Annotated in this window: 17 protein-coding genes, 5 tRNA genes and 1 riboswitch; of the genes, 20 read left to right on the top strand and 2 right to left on the bottom strand. The window is 32.1% G+C overall.

Annotated elements, in window-relative coordinates:
• The first annotated feature begins 93 nt into the window (after positions 1–93).
• The 9 genes from atpG (at position 94) to KPL50_RS06175 (ending at position 8,907) form a co-directional block, all read left to right on the top strand.
• Complete coding sequence (atpG, locus tag KPL50_RS06215; protein ID WP_216297589.1) at positions 94–948, top strand: ATP synthase F1 subunit gamma; 855 nt, start codon at positions 94–96, stop codon at positions 946–948.
• Positions 949–963: 15 nt separating this feature from the next.
• A complete protein-coding gene (gene atpD, locus KPL50_RS06210; protein WP_216297588.1) occupies positions 964–2,358 on the top strand; it encodes a F0F1 ATP synthase subunit beta in 1,395 nt (464 codons plus the stop codon).
• Between the two features lie 45 nt (positions 2,359–2,403).
• On the top strand, positions 2,404–2,802 hold the full coding sequence (locus KPL50_RS06205; protein ID WP_216297587.1) for a F0F1 ATP synthase subunit epsilon: 399 nt from the start codon (positions 2,404–2,406) through the stop codon (positions 2,800–2,802).
• 301 nt (positions 2,803–3,103) lie between these two features.
• Positions 3,104–3,823: a YwmB family TATA-box binding protein gene (locus KPL50_RS06200; protein WP_216297586.1), complete on the top strand. Its 720-nt coding sequence runs from the start codon at positions 3,104–3,106 to the stop codon at positions 3,821–3,823.
• 27 nt (positions 3,824–3,850) lie between these two features.
• The gene (gene murA / locus KPL50_RS06195) at positions 3,851–5,110 is read left to right on the top strand and encodes a UDP-N-acetylglucosamine 1-carboxyvinyltransferase (protein WP_216297585.1); all 1,260 of its coding nucleotides are present in this window, start codon (positions 3,851–3,853) and stop codon (positions 5,108–5,110) included.
• A 199-nt stretch (positions 5,111–5,309) separates the two neighbouring features.
• Complete coding sequence (gene spoIID / locus KPL50_RS06190) at positions 5,310–6,356, top strand: stage II sporulation protein D (RefSeq protein ID WP_216297584.1); 1,047 nt, start codon at positions 5,310–5,312, stop codon at positions 6,354–6,356.
• Between the two features lie 234 nt (positions 6,357–6,590).
• Complete coding sequence (locus KPL50_RS06185; protein WP_216297583.1) at positions 6,591–7,370, top strand: M23 family metallopeptidase; 780 nt, start codon at positions 6,591–6,593, stop codon at positions 7,368–7,370.
• A gap of 120 nt (positions 7,371–7,490) precedes the next feature.
• A complete protein-coding gene (spoIIID, locus tag KPL50_RS06180; protein ID WP_216297582.1) occupies positions 7,491–7,745 on the top strand; it encodes a sporulation transcriptional regulator SpoIIID in 255 nt (84 codons plus the stop codon).
• A gap of 127 nt (positions 7,746–7,872) precedes the next feature.
• On the top strand, positions 7,873–8,907 hold the full coding sequence (locus tag KPL50_RS06175) for a rod shape-determining protein (RefSeq protein WP_216297581.1): 1,035 nt from the start codon (positions 7,873–7,875) through the stop codon (positions 8,905–8,907).
• 129 nt (positions 8,908–9,036) lie between these two features.
• Here the strand turns inward: KPL50_RS06175 and yyaC are convergent, their stop codons facing one another.
• Positions 9,037–9,591, bottom strand: a complete 555-nt coding sequence (gene yyaC, locus KPL50_RS06170) for a spore protease YyaC (RefSeq protein ID WP_216297580.1) — start codon at positions 9,589–9,591, stop codon at positions 9,037–9,039.
• A 154-nt stretch (positions 9,592–9,745) separates the two neighbouring features.
• Between yyaC and KPL50_RS06165 the strand changes: the two genes are divergently transcribed.
• From KPL50_RS06165 to KPL50_RS06120, 10 genes are all read left to right on the top strand, one after another.
• Positions 9,746–10,435 (top strand): hypothetical protein, encoded by a 690-nt coding sequence (locus KPL50_RS06165; RefSeq protein ID WP_216297579.1) that lies wholly within the window; start codon positions 9,746–9,748, stop codon positions 10,433–10,435.
• 178 nt (positions 10,436–10,613) lie between these two features.
• Positions 10,614–10,688, top strand: a tRNA-Thr gene (locus tag KPL50_RS06160).
• Positions 10,689–10,693: 5 nt separating this feature from the next.
• Positions 10,694–10,778, top strand: a tRNA-Tyr gene (locus tag KPL50_RS06155).
• Between the two features lie 25 nt (positions 10,779–10,803).
• Positions 10,804–10,879: transfer RNA gene (locus KPL50_RS06150), tRNA-Val, on the top strand.
• A 28-nt stretch (positions 10,880–10,907) separates the two neighbouring features.
• Positions 10,908–10,982 (top strand) — tRNA-Thr (locus KPL50_RS06145).
• A 5-nt stretch (positions 10,983–10,987) separates the two neighbouring features.
• Positions 10,988–11,072: transfer RNA gene (locus KPL50_RS06140), tRNA-Tyr, on the top strand.
• A 108-nt stretch (positions 11,073–11,180) separates the two neighbouring features.
• Positions 11,181–11,283, top strand: a riboswitch (SAM riboswitch).
• Between the two features lie 81 nt (positions 11,284–11,364).
• Positions 11,365–12,540 carry a methionine adenosyltransferase gene (gene metK / locus KPL50_RS06135; protein ID WP_216297578.1) on the top strand — a complete coding sequence of 392 codons (1,176 nt, stop codon included), beginning with the start codon at positions 11,365–11,367 and terminating at the stop codon, positions 12,538–12,540.
• 284 nt (positions 12,541–12,824) lie between these two features.
• On the top strand, positions 12,825–15,068 hold the full coding sequence (locus KPL50_RS06130) for an ATP-dependent RecD-like DNA helicase (protein ID WP_216297577.1): 2,244 nt from the start codon (positions 12,825–12,827) through the stop codon (positions 15,066–15,068).
• A gap of 36 nt (positions 15,069–15,104) precedes the next feature.
• Complete coding sequence (locus tag KPL50_RS06125; protein WP_216297576.1) at positions 15,105–16,133, top strand: hypothetical protein; 1,029 nt, start codon at positions 15,105–15,107, stop codon at positions 16,131–16,133.
• Positions 16,106–16,786 carry a ComF family protein gene (locus tag KPL50_RS06120; protein ID WP_216297575.1) on the top strand — a complete coding sequence of 227 codons (681 nt, stop codon included), beginning with the start codon at positions 16,106–16,108 and terminating at the stop codon, positions 16,784–16,786. The genes KPL50_RS06125 and KPL50_RS06120 overlap by 28 nt, the downstream gene beginning before the upstream one ends.
• Before the next feature lie 370 nt (positions 16,787–17,156).
• Here KPL50_RS06120 and KPL50_RS06115 read toward each other — a convergent pair whose 3' ends face one another.
• Positions 17,157–17,552, bottom strand: a complete 396-nt coding sequence (locus KPL50_RS06115; protein ID WP_216297574.1) for a YmaF family protein — start codon at positions 17,550–17,552, stop codon at positions 17,157–17,159.
• A 573-nt stretch (positions 17,553–18,125) separates the two neighbouring features.
• Between KPL50_RS06115 and hpf the strand changes: the two genes are divergently transcribed.
• On the top strand, positions 18,126–18,659 hold the full coding sequence (gene hpf / locus KPL50_RS06110; RefSeq protein ID WP_216297573.1) for a ribosome hibernation-promoting factor, HPF/YfiA family: 534 nt from the start codon (positions 18,126–18,128) through the stop codon (positions 18,657–18,659).
• The last annotated feature ends 206 nt before the right edge of the window (positions 18,660–18,865 follow it).

Below are 18,865 nucleotides of genomic sequence, written 5' to 3'. Positions count from 1 at the left end.
AGTATTGCGCAAGGGAATAGTTAATACACCACCTTTAGGTGATAATTAATTTGCCTCCATAATATATTTATGGAGGCGGAGGAGAGGTGAGACATGGCAGGTATGGGGCTTCTTGCAATTAAACGGAGAATAAAATCCATAACAAACACTACTAAAATAACCAGAGCCATGGGACTAGTCGCCACATCTAAATATAAAAAAATAAGGGAAAAAGTAGATACTAATAATAATTATCTATATGCGCTTGAAGAAACTATTAAGCAGGTTGTAGAAAATTACGAAAATGATAGTATTTACATAAGAGGAAATAATAACAGAAAAAAACTATATGTTGTATTAACCTCAGACACAGGTCTCTGTGGTGGCTTTAATTGGTCAGTAGTAAATGAAATTATTAATAAATTAAAAGAAAGTAAAGAGGACTACAATATAATTATTGTAGGTCAAAAGGGAAGAATTATATTAAAAAAGCTTAATATCGAAACAGTGGCTGAATACGTTGAAATTTCAGATCCACCTTCTCAAAAGGAAGCTACTACTATTATTAATCATGCACTTAGTATGTATACTAGTGGTGAAGTAGGTGAAGTCTACATTGTTTATAAAAAACTTATTTCAGCATTGAAAAATGAAGTAAAAGTTGAAAAGCTACTTCCTCTAAATTGTGATATTAATGATAATAATAGTATTGATTATGTAGATACTAGTGCAATAAGTGAAGAAACACTACATGCAATTACGGCCTTATTCCTAAGTGGCAAAATGCTAAATTCGATGATGCATTCAAAAGCTAGCGAGCACAGGGCTAGAATGGAGTCAATGGGGTCAGCTACTAATAACGCCAATGATATACTAGATAGACTTAATTTAAGTTATAATAGAATTAGACAAAGTGCAATTACACAAGAGATTGCAGAAATAGTTGGAGGAGCAGAAGCTCAAAGGTAAAAAGGGGAGAAAACAATGCCAGGACATATCGGAAAAGTAGTTCAAATAATAGGCCCTGTTATAGATATAAAGTTTGACTCAGATAGTCTTCCTAATATATATAACAGTATTGAAATTCAAATGGATGACAGGGTAGTTGTAGCTGAAGTTGAGCAGCATATTGGTGATGATATTATTAGAGCAGTAGCTATGGAAAGTACTGAAGGTTTAAGGAGAGGACTTGAGGCTCTTGACACAGGTAATCCAATAACAGTACCAGTTGGAAATGTAGTACTAGGAAGGTTATTTAATGTTCTTGGGAAGCCCATGGATGAAATGGGGGACGTTAAAGTAGATACATATATGCCTATTCACAGATTAGCGCCAACTTTTGAGGAACAATCTGTTGAACCAGAAGTATTTGAAACAGGTATTAAGGTAATAGATTTAATAGCACCATATCAAAAAGGTGGAAAAATTGGTCTTTTTGGTGGTGCGGGAGTAGGTAAAACTGTTCTTATTCAGGAACTTATGAATAATATTGCAAAAGAGCATAATGGACTTTCGGTATTTACCGGAGTTGGCGAGAGAACTCGTGAAGGTAATGACCTTTATAATGAAATGAAAGAGTCAGGAGTTATATCTAAAACAGCTTTGGTTTTCGGGCAGATGAATGAGCCACCTGGAGCTAGAATGAGAGTTGCTTTAACTGGTCTTACTATGGCAGAGCATTTTAGAGATCATGGGCAAGACGTATTGTTATTTATAGATAATATATTTAGATTTACACAGGCTGGGTCCGAAGTATCTGCTCTTCTCGGCAGAATACCAAGTGCTGTTGGTTATCAACCAACACTTGCTACAGAAATGGGGGAATTGCAAGAACGAATTACTTCAACAAAGCAAGGCTCTATTACATCAGTTCAGGCTGTATATGTACCGGCAGATGACTTAACAGATCCTGCTCCAGCTACTACATTTAGTCATCTTGATGCTACTACGGTGCTATCTCGTGGAATAGTTGAGCTTGGGATTTATCCAGCAGTAGACCCGCTAGAATCTACATCAACAATGCTTGACCCTAGGATAATTGGCAGAGAGCATTATGATGTTACAATAAAAGTTAGACATATTCTTGAAAGATATAAAGAACTTCAAGATATTATTGCAATACTTGGCCTTGATGAATTATCTGAAGAAGATAAAATAGTAGTACTAAGGGCAAGAAAAGTTCAAAGATTTTTATCTCAACCATTTACTGTAGCTGAGCAATTTACGGGAATGAAGGGTAAGTTTGTGCCTGTAAAAGAAACAGTAAGGGGTTTTAAAGAAATACTTGAAGGCAAGCATGATAAATTACCAGAAGCTGCATTCATGTTTGTTGGAACTATAGAAGAGGCGATAGAAAAAGCAAAAACCATGGCTAAATAATAAGGTATTTTTAAGAATATTTACCTAGAAAGGTCAGTGTTTTATATGGCAAATAATATAAAGCTAACTATAATTACTCCTGAAAAGGAGTTTTATAGTGGCGAAATTCTGAGTCTGAACACAGAAGGTGAGGATGGGAGATTTGGTATCCTTGCCGAGCATGTTCCTATGATATCACCATTAAAACCAACAATTACAACATTTATAGATTTATCTGGCAAGGAATTTAAAGCATTTACATCAACAGGGATTTTAAGAGTATACACAGGGAATGTAGAAATGTTATGCAGTGCATGCGAATGGCCGGAAGAGATAGACGCTTTAAGAACAAAAGAGGCTAAGGAAAGAGCAGAAGAAAGATTGCTTCATAAGGATGGAATTGATGTTAAAAGAGCAGAAAATGCCCTTTTAAGATCACTCATGAGAATCAAGTTAAACAGCTAGAGATAAAAAGATAGGGGTATTTATTTATCTCTATTTTTTTATGCTTAAAAATCAACTGAAATGTGCTTATATTCTTTTAAGCACATTTTTATTAATATTTTATATATTAATAATATAAGGAATAGATTTATAGTAAAATAAATAGTTAAAATGTCCCCACCTATATAATAAATGGAATAACCCTCTTCACATTTGTGCTGAGGGATGATTTTATTAATAGCAATAATTTTTAAAAACCATTATTTATAGAATAAAAAAATAAATTATGGTCAACAATTTAATTAAAGGTAGGGGGATGAAAATGAAAAGAAAAAGCAGTGCACTTTTGTGTATAGTATTATGTCTGATTATTTTACAAATTAATGTTGTATTGTCTAATGCGCAGGAGAAAGTTAATTTATTTGACGAAATATTAATACAAACTAAAAGTAAAACTATAGAATATGGATTGAAAACATCTTTTATGACGGGGGAAGACCCAAAACAAGTTTGTAATTATTTAATTCAAAATTTAGGATTTGATATTAAAGAAATAAAATTAACGAATTCTGAAAGTGAAGATTCATATTGTATAGATTTTTCAAGTGAAAATCTAAAGGGATATATAGAAGCTTTAAAACACAATAACGAGGATGTTATAACAATAAACATAAGCGAGATAGATAATGAAAATGGGTTAGAATCTCTTAAAGATATAGTTACTAAGAGCATTGGTAATAGAGGGGAGAATATTAAATATTTTCAATATTTAAAGGCAAAAATGCCAGAGATCAGCACGAATGTAGTAAATGAGGATATTTATGGCGTTAATGAAAGAATAATAAAAATTTTAAAGTATCATGGAACTGACAATATTGAGACTGTAAGTATAAATAATGGACTAAGCACTATAGCATATACAAAAAAGTACGGTAGCAAGGTAAATAATAACAAGCTAATTGATTTTAATTATGCTGTATGTAATTATTCATCTGGAAGGTACATTATAATTGGCACGCCTGAAATAATTACAACTTATTAGAAACTAACAATATAATGGAGGAAAAAAATGGATAAATTAGTTATAAAAGGTGGGAAAAAATTACAAGGTGAAGTGAATATTAGTTCAGCTAAAAATTCAGTGCTTCCTATACTTGTAGCAACCATATTAAACGGTAATAATTGTACCATTGAAAATGCACCTATGCTTGAAGATGTATTTGTAATTTGTGAAGTACTAAAATCTCTTAAAGCAAGTGTTAGTATAGATAGAATAAATAATAAGGTTAAAATTAATACTGCTAACTTATTTGATAATGATGCTAACGACGAATTAGTAAGAAGAATGAGAGCATCTTTTTTAATAATGGGACCGATGCTTGGCAGATTTGGTACTTTCAAGATTTCACTACCCGGGGGATGCAATATTGGAACTAGGCCAATTGATCTTCATTTAAAGGGACTTGCGGCCTTAGGCGCAGAAATATCAGTAGGTCATGGATATGTGGAAGCAAAAGCAAAGAAACTAAGAGGCAGCAACATTTACTTAGATTATCCCTCGGTAGGCGCTACAGAAAATATAATGATGGCTGCGACGCTTGCAGATGGGGAAACGGTAATAGGAAATGCAGCTGAAGAGCCAGAAATAGTAGATTTAGCAAGGTTTCTAAGAGCTATGGGAGCGCAAATAAGTGGTGAAGGAACAGACACTATAAGGATTATAGGAGTTAAAGATTTTAAAGAAGTTGTTTATAGGCCTATATACGACAGAATCGAAGCGGGTACATTTATGATAACTGCTGCAATGACAAAGAGCCTAATTAAAATTAATGGTGTTGATGAGCTTCACTTAAAACCAATAATAGCAAAGCTTACAGAAATGGGAGTCTCAATGGAAATTAATAAGAACAGCATAATAGTAGACGGAAGGAAAAAACTAAAACCTGTAGATATAAAGACTATGCCATACCCAGGATTTCCTACAGATATGCAAGCTCAGATGATGAGTTTATTATGTACTGTAAAAGGCACAAGTATAATTACAGAAACTATATTTGAAAATAGATTTATGCAAGCCGTAGAACTCAAGAGAATGGGAGCGAATATAAAAATAGATGGTAGGAGTGCTGTAATAGAAGGTATAGACGCATTTACAGGGTCAGAAGTAACAGCTACAGATTTAAGAGCGGGAGCAGCGCTAATCCTGGCAGGGCTTACTGCAGAAGGGTCAACTACAATAAGCGATATATATCATATCGATAGAGGTTATGTTTCAATTGAGCAGAAATTAAAGGGGTTGGGTGCAGAGATAGAAAGAGTGAGTTCTTAAAAATAGTGGAGAAATTTAATTATGATGAGATGCGTTGTTAATAATTTAATATGAAATTCAGATAATTGAGATATATAATTTAAAATATATCTCAATTCTTTTATTTATTAGATAATTAGTACTTTAAAAAAAGTAATATTATTTATGTTTTTTTAATATGTATAAAGTGATACTTATTTTATAACGAGAGGAGAAAAAAATGAGAAGAGGTTTTATTACAGCACATTTGAAAAACTTACTTCTATTAATTATTGCATTTATTTCATTTATAGTTATAACATCTGTACTAATAGTAGGGATAGGGGACAATAAAAGCTTGAATAATAGTAAAAGCTCTATAATTAAATCACCAGAAGAATATAAAGGTATTACTAAAAGTGTCTCACTTCCCCAAATTTCTAAAGTTAAGGTATTTATATCAAAGGAAAACAAAATAAAGGAACTTAGTTTAGAAGAATACATTACTGGAGTTGTTGCAGCGGAAATGCCTGCTGAGTTTGAGGTAGAAGCTTTAAAGTCTCAAGCAGTGGCTGCTAGGACTTATGCATTAGCTCATTTTACTGAATTAGGTGGAATACCATGTAAAAATGGTAATGGAGCAAATTTATGCGATACAGTTCACTGCCAAGTATATACAAGCAAAGAAGAACGCATAAAACTATGGGTTAAGGATGGAGAAAAGTATTGGGATAAGATTAAGGCCGCGGTAGAAGGTACACAAGGACAAGTTTTAACCTATAACAACAGCTTAGTAATGGAGCCTTATTATTTTGCAACTAGCAGTGGCAAAACGGAAAATTCTGAGGATGTATTTAGCAATAGCATACCTTATTTAAGGAGTGTAGAAAGTCCAGGTGAAGAAGAAACAAAAAATTTTAAGAGTATTAAAATTTTTGGATACAATGAGCTAAGTCAGATTATAAATAACAATTATAATAATGCTAAGGTAACCTCATCCAGCCTTAAAAAGCAAATAACAATAATTGATAGGACTGAGGCAGGAAGTGTTAAGAATATTAAAATAGGGAGTATAACCATGACCGGCAGTAAATTTAGAACAATGCTCGGACTTAAATCATCAAATTTTAAAATAGTGTTTAATTTAAAAAGTGTAGAAATAGATTGTACTGGATATGGTCATGGGGTAGGAATGAGTCAGTGGGGTGCAAATGCCATGGCGAAGGAAGGTAATAACTACACCCAAATATTAAGTCATTATTACATTGGAACGGTTATATCAAAATAAAAGATTATATCAATAAGCTAGTTATCCTTTTTACAATGATAACTAGCTTAAATTTTTTATAGGCGCAACTTATAAATTAATGAAAGTAAAAAAATGTTAAATTTTAACTATATTTTAATCTATAAAACGTAAATTTAAAGAAATATAATAAAAATGTGAAATAAGTGGAAAAAAATTTATAAAATATGTATGTTTTAATACAATATGGACAAAAATACAAATGGAGGTGTTTGTATGGATAAAAAAGCAAACAATAAGACATTAAATTTTTTAAGGAAAGAGGGCTTCTATGTAGTTTTATTTATTTGTTTATGTATAGTAGCGACGGTTGCATCTATAACGGCAAGTAATAATAAAAAAATATCAAGCAATAAGCAAGCAATACAAAATGAGCAAGCAAATGCAGGTGATGTGCTAAAAGAGCAAGAAAAACAATATCAAGACGCTCTTCAAGTAAAAAAAGAAAACTTAGCTAAGAGTAAGGTGATTCAACCAGTACCTAAAATTCAAAAGGCTACAACTGGAAATTTAACAGCGCCAGTTTCTAAATCAGTTAATGCTACATTCACAAAACCTGTAGCAAGTGGACTACTGGCAAGAGCATATTCAAAAGATATTGATCCAGCACAGTGGAAAACAGATGGAAGTTATAGAACTAACTTGGGCATTGATATTCAAGCGAAGTTAGGTGAGCCAGTAATGGCAGCTATGGCTGGAACTGTTAAAGAAGTTGGAAATGACGTAGATGATCAAAAGGGTAAGATGGTTATAATAGATCATGGAAATGGCTTTATTACTAAATATTCTAATTTAGATGAAAATATATTAGTAAAAGCAAATGATAAAGTCACCCAAAAACAGAAAATTGGTTCTGTAGGAAACACGAGTTTAAACTCATATAAAGAAGAATTTGGTTCTCATTTACATTTTGAAGTTTTGCAAAGTAGTAAGAACGTTGATCCTGCTAGATATGTAAAATATGAGAAATATCAACCTGTAGCAACAAAACAATAACCAATAACCATATCAATTAGTCATTTTCCCGAAATATATGGCAAAATGACTAATTGGAATGGAATTTAAAATGGAGTTAATGCATATTTATAAATAGAGAAGGGTCAAGGAGGTAACACTTTGAAAGACTATATTGAAGATCGAGTACTGGAAGTTGCTAAGTATATTATTGAGTCAAAAGCTACAATAAGAAGAACCGCCAAAGTGTTTGGAGTTAGCAAAAGTACTATACACAAGGATATGACGGAAAGATTGCCTACAATAAACCCTTTAATTGCCAGCGAAGCAAAGACAATTTTGGATTTAAATAAATCTGAGCGGCATATTAGGGGAGGAAGAGCAACAAAACTTAAATATAAGGCAGTAGAAGGATAAAAACATTTCAATTAAAAACAAAAAAAATATTAAAGCTAAAAAAAGAGGGTTTTTTTATAGCTTTATAGAATAGAGTTTAGTATAATTTAAATAATGAATATACTAAAGAGCAGGAGTGAGTTTTGAGATGTTTTTTTTTAGAATGGGTACAGATATGGGAATAGATTTAGGTACAGCCACAGTGCTTGTATATATCAAGGGTAAAGGTGTTATCTTAAAAGAGCCATCTGTTGTTGCCATAGATAGAAATAATAATAGGGTATTGGCAGTAGGAGAAGAAGCTAGGCAAATGATAGGAAGAACACCAGGCAATATTGTGGCAATACGTCCAATGCGTGACGGAGTTATTTCAGATTATGATATAACAGAAAAAATGTTAAAGCATTTTATTAGTAAGGCTTGTGGGAAAAGAAGGTTATCAGCTCCAAGAGTTGTCATATGCGTCCCTTGCGAAGCAACGGAGGTAGAACGAAGAGCGGTAGAAGATGCAGCTAGAAATGCCGGAGCTAAGAAAGTTTATCTTATAGAAGAGCCACTAGCGGCGGCAATCGGAGCAGGGCTTGATATTACTCGTGCAAGCGGTAATATGGTTATTGATATTGGTGGAGGCACTACAGATGTTGCAGTTATTTCTTTAGGCGGCATGGTTGTACATGAATCAATTAAAGTAGCTGGAGATAGGTTTGATGACGATATTATAAAGTATATAAGACGTAAGCACAAGTTAATGATTGGGGAGAGAACTGCAGAAAATTTAAAAATCAATATTGGGTGTGCTTATAAACAAGATGAAGAGAGTACGATGGAAATAAGAGGAAGGGATTTAATTACAGGCCTTCCTAAAAATTTAGAAGTAACATCGGAAGAAATGCGAGAAGCTTTAAGCGATGCTGTAAATTTAATAGCAGAATGCACACATTCTGTGTTAGAAAAAACGCCACCAGAGCTGTCAGCGGATATTGCTGACAAAGGTATAGTTATGACTGGTGGGGGTTCACTGTTAAAAGGACTAGATAAACTTATACAAGAGATCACTAAGGTCCCAGTATACCTTGCTGAGGGTCCTGTTTCATGCGTAGCATTGGGAACAGGTAAAGTATTGGATTATATGGATAAGCTAGATAATTCATTTAATGGAGGAGACAGATATTTAACAGATTAAAAAGTGTAAACAAGCTATATGAATAAGCAATACAATTAAACTAATAATTGTATTGCTTATTTTTTTATTACATAATGCACTAAATTTAAAACAGTGGAAAATTATTTAAAATAAAATAGCTTGAGCATATTAAACTTGATTTGAATTTTTTTCTTCATTGCTAAGTGAATACAAATAATATGAATGCAAAAGGGAACGACTTAAAACGCTAGCAATTTCCATTACTAAACTTAATCTTATGTTTCTATTAGTGAACAATTCACTATCATCACTTGAATCTACTATGCCTATTAATGAAACATTGCCAACTTTAGGAAGTGTTTTTCCTACACCTTTTCCAGGATGAATCGGATAATTCCTAGCTTGGATTTCACCAATATTTGAGATGTCTCCTAAACAGGCATCTACACCTATTATAGTGCAATTTGGGTGCAGTGCATTTATTTTGGATAATTTACTATCGATGTTCAAGGCATGGATTGGATTATCTATAGTGCCATATACGGGTAGTGGAAAGGAACTATCTTTTAAAAATGTACCCACGAGTGGGCCTAGACAATCACCTATACATCTATCAGTTCCTATGCAAACAACTAAAGTGTTTTTGTCAATATAGTCTTTCAAAAAATTAGAGATTGTATAGTACGCTAAAGGGTCTTTATAATGGGATCTAGCTTTACTCAAGAAATGTACCTCCTTGTATTGCGCTGTGAATAAATTATTTTCCTATCAATAATTTATATGAATAAATTCTGAGTATTATTATGATAAAAGAATAAAAATACGATAAATTGGAAAATAATCTATATATACATTAATTATTTGAGGTGGTATTAACATGAAGAAAATAAATTTGATATTTATTATTATATTTTCTACTGTTGTGAGCATATTTACTATGGGGTATTGCAGTTACTATGTAAATAAGCCAAAGTATTATGAAGAAGATGAATCAGGAAAACAGGCGGTAGTTGGTTATAATAAAGCATTCATTCCAAAAGAAAATATAATTATTGATAATCAGGACAAAATGGTGGAAAAAGTTGAGGGAGAAAATTCTAACACAAAAGAGTATTTAGAAAAAGAAGATTTAGCTAAAAAAGAGTTAGTGCAAGAAGAAAAAAATAGTGATAATTTAAATGTAAATTCATCAATTGGAGATAGTAAAAAAAATAGTTGGAACAAAGATATCGCAAATGACATAGATTCTATTGAAACGTCGGATAGCCTAGAAAACTTTAATTACAATACTAAGCAGCAAGAACAATCAGTATTTAAGGTATCAACTGGGAAAATAGAAGAAAGTCTAACTACCTCTGATAAAATAAAATTACTATATATAAGCTTCCAGATAGGCAAAGAGAATTACAAAAAAGTGGAAGAATATTTAAATGCAGTGGATGCCGAAGAAGGTGTTCTTAAAGCACTGAAGTTATTAAAGGAAGATTTATCAAAAAAAGAATATGAAAAAGTGAGAAAGATAGCTGGAAAGTTTATAGATATGGACGCTGCGGAAATGTTAAAATAATCATCTTTTTTAATGAATAATAATAATTTGTATTAATGCTTAAAATAGAGTAAATATGCGGATACTATAGTAATGTAGAGAAGAAGTCGTTAATTAGATGAAAATGAGCTTGAAATTAATTGTTTAAAGTTGTATAATAATTCTTGTCGACAGGATAAAGAGACAAAAAATATAATATGCTGGCATGGCTCAACGGTAGAGCAGCTGACTTGTAATCAGCAGGTTGTAGGTTCAATTCCTATTGCCAGCTCCAAAAGTGGAGGAGTTCCCGAGTGGCCAAAGGGGGCAGACTGTAAATCTGTTACGTAATGTTTCGATGGTTCGAATCCGTCCTCCTCCACCATTTTTATTATCATATCTTAAATTATGGGAGCATAGCTCAGCTGGGAGAGCATCTGCCTTACAAGCAGAGGGTCACAGGTTCGAACCCTGTTGTTCCCACCATAATAATTTTTTAAAGAATAGAATGAATGCTAGCATGGCTCAACGGTAGAGCAGCTGACTTGTAATCAGCAGGTTGTAGGTTCGATTCCTATTGCTAGCTCCATATATGGAGGAGTTCCCGAGTGGCCAAAGGGGGCAGACTGTAAATCTGTTACGTAATGTTTCGATGGTTCGAATCCATCTTCCTCCACCAAAAGACATCTGTAGATGTCTTTTTTATTGATTTGATTTTAAAACAAAGTCGGATTTGTTGACACTGAAAAACTTATGTGGTATTATAATGTAAATTTAATATTGATAACTCTTATCAAGAGAGGTGGAGGGAAGAAGGCCCTATGAAACCCGGCAACCGGTATAATGTACCATGGTGCCAAATCCTGCAGGTTTATCCTGCGAGATAAGAAAGATGGTTAAAACACCTCTTCTTATGAAGGGGTTTTATTTTTTTAAAAAAGAATTTTTAGGCATTAGAAAGGAGAATTATAATGAAAAGACTATTTACATCAGAATCAGTTACAGAAGGACATCCAGATAAAATTTGCGACCAAATTTCAGATGCTATACTTGATGCTATTTTAGAGCAAGACCCACATGCTAGAGTTGCTTGTGAAACAGCAGTTACTACAGGTATGGTTTTAGTTATGGGAGAGATAACAACTTCTTGTTATGTAGATGTTCCTAAAGTTGTTAGAAGCACTATTGAGGGAATAGGATATACTAGAGCGAAATATGGATTTGATGCCAGTACCTGCGCAGTAATTACATCTATTGGTGAACAATCAGCAGATATAGCTATGGGAGTTAATGAGGGATTAGAGTCTAAGAAAGGCTCGCAAGATAAGATAGATGCAATAGGTGCTGGAGACCAAGGTATGATGTTTGGATTTGCAACTAATGAGACACCAGAATACATGCCACTTCCAATTGCTATGGCTCATAGACTTGCAAGAAGATTAAGTGAAGTAAGAAAAGATGGCACACTAGATTATTTAAGACCAGACGGAAAGACACAAGTTACTGTAGAGTATGAGGATAATAAGCCAATAAGAATAGATACTATTGTTATTTCAACTCAACATGGAGAAGAGGCATCTCACGATCAAATTGAAAATGATTTGATAGAACATGTTATAAAACCTATAGTTCCAAGTGGGTTATTAGATGAAAACACTAAATATTATATAAATCCTACAGGTAGATTTGTAATTGGAGGACCGCAAGGAGACTCTGGTTTAACGGGAAGAAAAATAATAGTAGATACTTACGGTGGATACGGAAGACATGGCGGTGGAGCATTTTCTGGTAAAGACCCAACAAAAGTTGATAGATCTGCTGCATATGCTGCAAGATGGGTTGCTAAAAACCTAGTAGCTGCAGGAGTTTCAGATAAATTAGAAATAGAACTCGCTTATGCTATAGGTGTAGCAAAGCCGGTATCTATAGAGGTTGACACGTTTGGAACAGGAAAAATTGCAGATGATAAAATTGTTGAAATAATCGAAAAAGTATTTGATTTAAGGCCAGCTGTTATTATAAGAGAATTAGATCTTCGAAGACCTATTTACAAACAGGTAGCAGCTTATGGACATTTTGGTAGAACTGATTTAGACTTATCATGGGAAAGACTAAACAAAGTTGAACAAATAAAAAAATATTTATAGATGAAATGAAAAATATGGGCAATAAAAAGAGGGATGACAATTCATAATTGTTATCCCTCTTTCGATTAGTTAATTAAAGAGTTTATGCCAAGTGAATTCAATAAATCTTAGAAATATTGAATTTTAATCTATTATGTGGATTATTAATTTGAATTTTGATAAAACTTAAGATAGGGGTATACTAAAGGTAAAAAAGCTAAAGTACATATGATATAATAACAACAATACTAATAATAATATTACTAGTATTGTTACTATATAAATTTATAAATAGGAGAGATTTTATGCCGGAAATACAAGGAACTATTGAAGATATAGTATTTCACAATGAAGAGAATGGGTATATAATTGCTCATTTGAATGCTATTAAAGAGCAAATAACTGTTGTAGGCATTGTGCCATACATAAGTGAAGGGCAAAACTTAAAATTAACGGGAGAATGGGTTAATCATCCTCAATTTGGAAAACAATTTAAAATAACTTATTGCGAGGAAGTAATACCTAGTTCTATTGCAGGCATAGAAAAATATTTAGCTTCAGGAGTTATTCAAGGAATTGGTCCAATAACTGCTAAAAAAATTGTAAAGCGGTTTGGAGAAAATACCATGAATATACTAGATAATGAAATCCATAGACTAAATGAGATTGATGGGGTAGGAGAAAAGAAGATTAAATTAATTTTGGAATCTTATTCTAAGCAACGAGAAGTTAAAAATATAATGATATTTCTTCAAACCTATGGGGTAACACCTAACCAATGTGTGAAGATTTATAAAAAATATGGAGGAGATTCTATAAAGGTAGTACAAGATAATCCTTATGTGTTAACTGAAACTATTGCTGGCGTAGGATTTAAAATTGCTGATAAGATAGCCCGAAGTTTAGGTATTGACAAGGAGTCGCCATTTAGAATACAAAGTGGAATTAATTATGTGGTTAATGAATTTTGCGCAATGGGGAACACTTATATGCCATTAGAAAGGTTGCATAGGGAAGCAAAAAATATTCTTGGGGTTTCTGAGGAAGAAATTGAGAAGAATATTTTTGATAATGTAGTGCAGGGAAAGTTGAAAATAGAAAATATTGATGAAGAAAAATGTGTGTTCACCATGCCTTTCTACTATTGTGAATTAAGTATTACTAAAAAAGTTATAAATTTATCTATAGCACAGTATGAAAAATTAGATTTAGATATCGAAGAGGAAATTGAAAAATTTGAAAATGAAAAAAATATTAAATTCGCAAGCTCTCAAAAGGTGGCTATTTGTGGTGCCGCCGAAAATGGTATGGAGGTTATAACTGGAGGTCCTGGTACAGGTAAAACTACTATAATAAATTGTATTATAGAGGTATTTGAAAAAGCGGGAATGAAAGTATTTATGGCTGCGCCTACTGGAAGAGCTGCTAAAAGAATGACTGAGGCTACTGGTAGGGAAGCTAAAACTATACATAGGTTACTCGAGCTTGGGATGGGCGGGGACGATGGGTCGCAGTTTTTTAGAGGCGAGGAGGCTCCTTTAGATTGTGATGTGCTAATTATTGATGAAGCTTCTATGATAGATATAATGCTTATGAACAGTTTATTAAAAGCTATTAGCATAGGCACTAGACTTATTATTGTGGGTGATGTGGATCAATTGCCATCTGTTGGTCCTGGGAATGTCCTAAGAGATATTATTGATAGTAATTGTGTTAAAGTAGTTAAACTTAAGGAGATTTTTAGGCAAGCACAAGAGAGCATGATTATTGTCAATGCTCATAAAATTAACAATGGTGAAATGCCTATTTTAAATAAAAGAGGTAAAGATTTTTATTTTATTGAAAATGATGAGCCTGACAAAATTTTGGATAGTATAATTACTTTAATTAATACGAGACTACCAAAATTCAACAAAGAATGGGACAAAATGAAGCATATTCAAATACTCTCACCTATGAGAAAAGGGATACTAGGCATAGAAAATTTAAACGAAAAGCTTCAAGAAATATTGAATCCTAAGTCTAAATATAAGAAAGAAAAAGAATATAGGAATACTATATTTAGAGTAGGAGACAAGGTTATGCAAATTAAAAATAATTATTCTATGAAATGGAATAAAATGGGAGAAAAACATGATGAAGATGGCGTTGGGGTTTTTAATGGAGATGTAGGGTATGTTGATGACATTGATGAAGATAATGAAAATGTCATTGTAGTTTTTGATGATGATAAGCGGGTAGAATATGAAGGTGTATTTTTAGATGAACTAACTTTAGCGTATGCTATCACTATACATAAAAGTCAAGGTAGTGAGTTTGAAGTTGTAATTATGCCTATGTTTATGGGACCACCACTTTTAATGAATAGAAATTTGCTTTATACAGGAATAACTAGAGCGAAAAATATGGTTGTTTTAGTGGGAAAAACAAAAGCTATTAACTTCATGAAAGATAATAATAGAAGTTTCGAAAGATATTCTGCACTAGGCTGGAGAATAAGACAAATAGTAGATTTAGATCTAAGCCATGATGAAAATCAGCACAATTAAATTAAAACAAATATTTAACTGTAAAGGAGATTTGACATGTATTTCTACGCAAATTTAAACCTTAATAAGGAAAAAGATGAAATTAGCAAAGAAATTTTAAGATGTTCATTAAATGGCAAAAAAAGAATTGATGTTGTATCTATGTTTTACAATTCCTCTGATATATTGCTTGAAACTATAATTGCATATGCTAATGAAAAGAAAAATATATTGTATATAACTAACGAAGATGTGCGCAAAATTGATATTATTTACTTTATAGATAATTTTAGTAATTTAGGTAAATATGTATGTACCGTCGGAACAAATTATAGTAGTGTCAATGAGTATTTACATATATGCAATCATGAAAGTGCATTAAGACTCCAAGAAAAATTTGATTTGGTTATTTATAATGAGATTAGAAGTTTCCCTAAATATAGTAGACAACAAATAAAAAAAATATTATTAAAAATTTGCGGTGCAGAGGGCACAGCTATAGCTTACTCTGTAGAGAATGTTTTGAGCGAAGGCACCACTATTATGTTTCCGCTAACAAATAATAAAATTCCAATTATAGAGCCTAGAATTATAACTACAAGAATAAATCTTAATATCGATATACCATTGGTAGTATATGAATATTTAAATTGGTCAATTATATCTAACAGAAAGGTAATAATATTTACACCAGATGCCGAAAAAGCTGTGGCTGTATTCCAGTATCTAAGTAATTTTAAAGAAAAGTTGAGTGAGGATATATTTTTATATATTAGTGAAAAAAGTGATGCTGATATTCCCATAGCCTTTATGAATAAAGATAGGGGAATAATAGTAACTGATGACTTTGAAGAAAGTTACCTAGAATTCCATGCAGTGGATGTTATAGTCTATTTTGCTGATAATCTTAAATTTACACATAAGCAATTGTTATATCTATCAAGTAAGGTTGGGAGATATGAAAATATACAAAGGGGTGAGGCAATATTTTTAGCTAATGTTGAAACTACGCAAATGGATAAGGCTAAAAATATAGCTACAAAATTCAATAAGAAAGCGTGGGAAAAAGGATTATTAAATATATAAAAACCATAATTTATTGTTTAGTCCAGCTCATATATTCGGGGGATGAACATTGTGTAATCTGCAGTGAATATACGGAGGAAAGCGATGCCTTATGTACTGATTGCAGGCGAAAATTGAGGCGATGTGGAGATAGTTTTTATCTATGCCGTAATGAAGAAAAATACCTTGTTTGGTCAGTTTTTTATTATTCAAATATAGTAAAAGAGTTAATTATAAGGCTTAAATATAAAAGCGATTTTATATGTGGAGAAATTTTAGCTAGGTACATGGTAGAACTTGTAAAGAACAATGATTTACAGTTTGATTTAATAGCTTATGTACCTATGACTAAGAAGGCGCAAAAAATCAGGGGATATAATCAAAGTGAGTTTTTGGCAAATTACTTATCGAGGTTTTTAAACATTCCGGTAATTTGTAATTTGATTAAAACTATGGATACTAAGGATCAAATAGGGTTAAGTGGTGAGCAACGGTGGAGTAATATGGAAAAATGTTTTGATACTAAAAAAAATATATTTATAAAAAATAAAAATATTTTAATTGTTGATGATGTTATAACCACTGGGGCTACAGCCTTTTATTGTGCAAGCATATTAAAAAAAAGTGCAGTAAATAACGTTTGCATATTGACTATAGCCAAAAGTAAGGTATAATACTTATTGTAGTAAGTTAGGTTTGTGGTTGAAAGTCGATGCCAGTCGCAGGCGAAACGATCCACGTAAGTTAAACAAAGTTTAGCGAGCATGGTGCGGCTTAGAGGTTAGTCCTGCCGCCTTAGTTGGCGAGAGTGTGAGTAGTGAGAAGGTAATTCTGGGTAGCAAAAGCTCCAGCAGGCGAGTGTGGGGTCAAAGACCAGGTCAAATGATTTACTACAGCACTAATAGTGCGGTTTAGCAGTCTTTTATTAGACTGCTTTTTACTTTTTGAAATACATTTAATAATAGGCACTGCTTTTACAGCAATGCCTTAATCCAACTATATTAATACGAAGCTTCTTCTTCTAATATTGAATAATAAATAATATTAATTCATGGAAATGACTACATCTACAATGGTATTATCCTCTTCAAAATTTTTATGATTGAATTTGATAACAGCTATTTGTGGAGCTAAAGCTGATTCAAGTTCATGAATGTAATCAGAAAAATCTGTTCTTGGTTTCGCTTTATTAATATGGTCACATGTAATTCTTGTTACCGGTTCGGATTCTTCAACAAATATATGACTAGAAGGATATGCCTCTAATTCAGCTAATTTAGCGCTACCTAAGAATTCATCATTCAGGGTTTCACTTTTACAACATCCATCAAACCAAGTATCGCACCAAAGATCGCACCAAAGATTAATAGAATCATGACTATCTTCACAACTGGCATTATTATTATTATTATTATTATGTTTGTTTTCACACTTTGACATAAGTTCACTCCCTTATATTAAGTCAGTATATAATATGTTAATTAATTGAAAATGACACTAACATTAAAAAGACAAGTATAATATGGCCATAAAGGATGTAGAATTTCATATCTTCCATGTTTTTTGATTTTCCAACTAAAAACTTAGTGGTTATTTCTAATTTGCACATATCTAAAAATGCGATCGCGTAATTGCACGTAAAAAACCCAATATAATAAAAAATTATACTGGGCTTGTAAACAACCTAAAAAACTCCTCATATAGTATTAGGAGTTTTTATTTTTTATCATATATTAATATTGGATATATGTATTTACTTGTTAATATTCTTTAAAAAACTCGTGTAATTTAACTATAGCATAAGGTCCACCTGTAAACAATGCACAATGTACGCAAATAAACGGAGTAATAATAAGCAATATTGTGATAACACACTTTAAATTGAATTAATATTATGTAAATTCTGATTTTAATGGTTGCTATTTAGTATTAAAAGTAATAGTATAGAAATACAACTATATAACTAGATTCGTAATCTAGTAGTGTATAGATATTAGAAAGGGGCTGGACGGTATGAAAGTTAAAATAATAGGAAAAAACATAGAGATAACAGAGGCCTTAAAAAATATTATAGAAAAGAAAATATCGAGATTTGATAAATATTTTAGTCCGGATGTAGTAGCTCAGACAACTTTAGGTGTTCAAAAAAATAGACACACTATAGAAGTTACAATTCCCTTTAATGGTGTTGTTTTAAGAGCAGAAGAGCAGAATGAAGATATGTATATTTCTTTGGATAGCGTTATTGATAAATTAGAAGGACAAATAAGAAAACATAAAACAAAATTAGAGAAAAGAAATCATGGAACATCTCTTAAATTTCAAGGTATACCACTATATAGCAATAGTGAAGAAGGAGATATGGATCCTAAAATAGTAAAGATGAAGAAATTTGCATTTAAGCCTATGTCAGCAGAGGAAGCAGTTCTCCAGATGGAGCTCGTTGGGCATAGTTTTTTCGTATATATGAGTGATGAAACATCAGAAGTGCACGTAGTGTATAAAAGAAAAGATGGAAATTATGGATTAATAGAGCCAGAATTTTAAGAAATAACAAAAGGATTAAAGTAAGATTATCTTTACTTTAGTCCTTTTTTAACTTAAAAAAATATGATAGCTTTTCAAAATCACTTATTACAAGGTCGGCATCATTTGGGCGACTGGTAATTATATCACTCTATATTTTAAAAGAAATTATTATCAGATAAATTATATTACAATAATAGTTTGATATTATTATACATAAAACTTGT

The organism is Clostridium sp. CF012 (assembly GCF_018861755.1).
Classification (GTDB): Bacteria; Bacillota; Clostridia; order Clostridiales; family Clostridiaceae; genus Clostridium_AD.
Note: the sequence above shows the minus strand (reverse complement) of the source record. Positions and strands in the feature narration are given on the sequence as shown.

What these genes read in the sequence shown, in the direction of transcription:
- murA (WP_216297585.1), top strand. Translation starts at nt 3,851, where the DNA reads ATGGATAAATTAGTTATAAAAGGTGGGAAAAAATTACAAGGTGAAGTG.
- KPL50_RS06185 (WP_216297583.1), top strand. Translation starts at nt 6,591, where the DNA reads ATGGATAAAAAAGCAAACAATAAGACATTAAATTTTTTAAGGAAAGAG.
- atpD (WP_216297588.1), top strand. Translation starts at nt 964, where the DNA reads ATGCCAGGACATATCGGAAAAGTAGTTCAAATAATAGGCCCTGTTATA.
- KPL50_RS06200 (WP_216297586.1), top strand. Translation starts at nt 3,104, where the DNA reads ATGAAAAGAAAAAGCAGTGCACTTTTGTGTATAGTATTATGTCTGATT.
- KPL50_RS06205 (WP_216297587.1), top strand. Translation starts at nt 2,404, where the DNA reads ATGGCAAATAATATAAAGCTAACTATAATTACTCCTGAAAAGGAGTTT.
- KPL50_RS06165 (WP_216297579.1), top strand. Translation starts at nt 9,746, where the DNA reads ATGAAGAAAATAAATTTGATATTTATTATTATATTTTCTACTGTTGTG.
- KPL50_RS06115 (WP_216297574.1), bottom strand. Translation starts at nt 17,552, where the DNA reads ATGTCAAAGTGTGAAAACAAACATAATAATAATAATAATAATAATGCC.
- KPL50_RS06130 (WP_216297577.1), top strand. Translation starts at nt 12,825, where the DNA reads ATGCCGGAAATACAAGGAACTATTGAAGATATAGTATTTCACAATGAA.
- atpG (WP_216297589.1), top strand. Translation starts at nt 94, where the DNA reads ATGGCAGGTATGGGGCTTCTTGCAATTAAACGGAGAATAAAATCCATA.
- metK (WP_216297578.1), top strand. Translation starts at nt 11,365, where the DNA reads ATGAAAAGACTATTTACATCAGAATCAGTTACAGAAGGACATCCAGAT.
- KPL50_RS06125 (WP_216297576.1), top strand. Translation starts at nt 15,105, where the DNA reads ATGTATTTCTACGCAAATTTAAACCTTAATAAGGAAAAAGATGAAATT.
- spoIID (WP_216297584.1), top strand. Translation starts at nt 5,310, where the DNA reads ATGAGAAGAGGTTTTATTACAGCACATTTGAAAAACTTACTTCTATTA.
- KPL50_RS06175 (WP_216297581.1), top strand. Translation starts at nt 7,873, where the DNA reads ATGTTTTTTTTTAGAATGGGTACAGATATGGGAATAGATTTAGGTACA.
- hpf (WP_216297573.1), top strand. Translation starts at nt 18,126, where the DNA reads ATGAAAGTTAAAATAATAGGAAAAAACATAGAGATAACAGAGGCCTTA.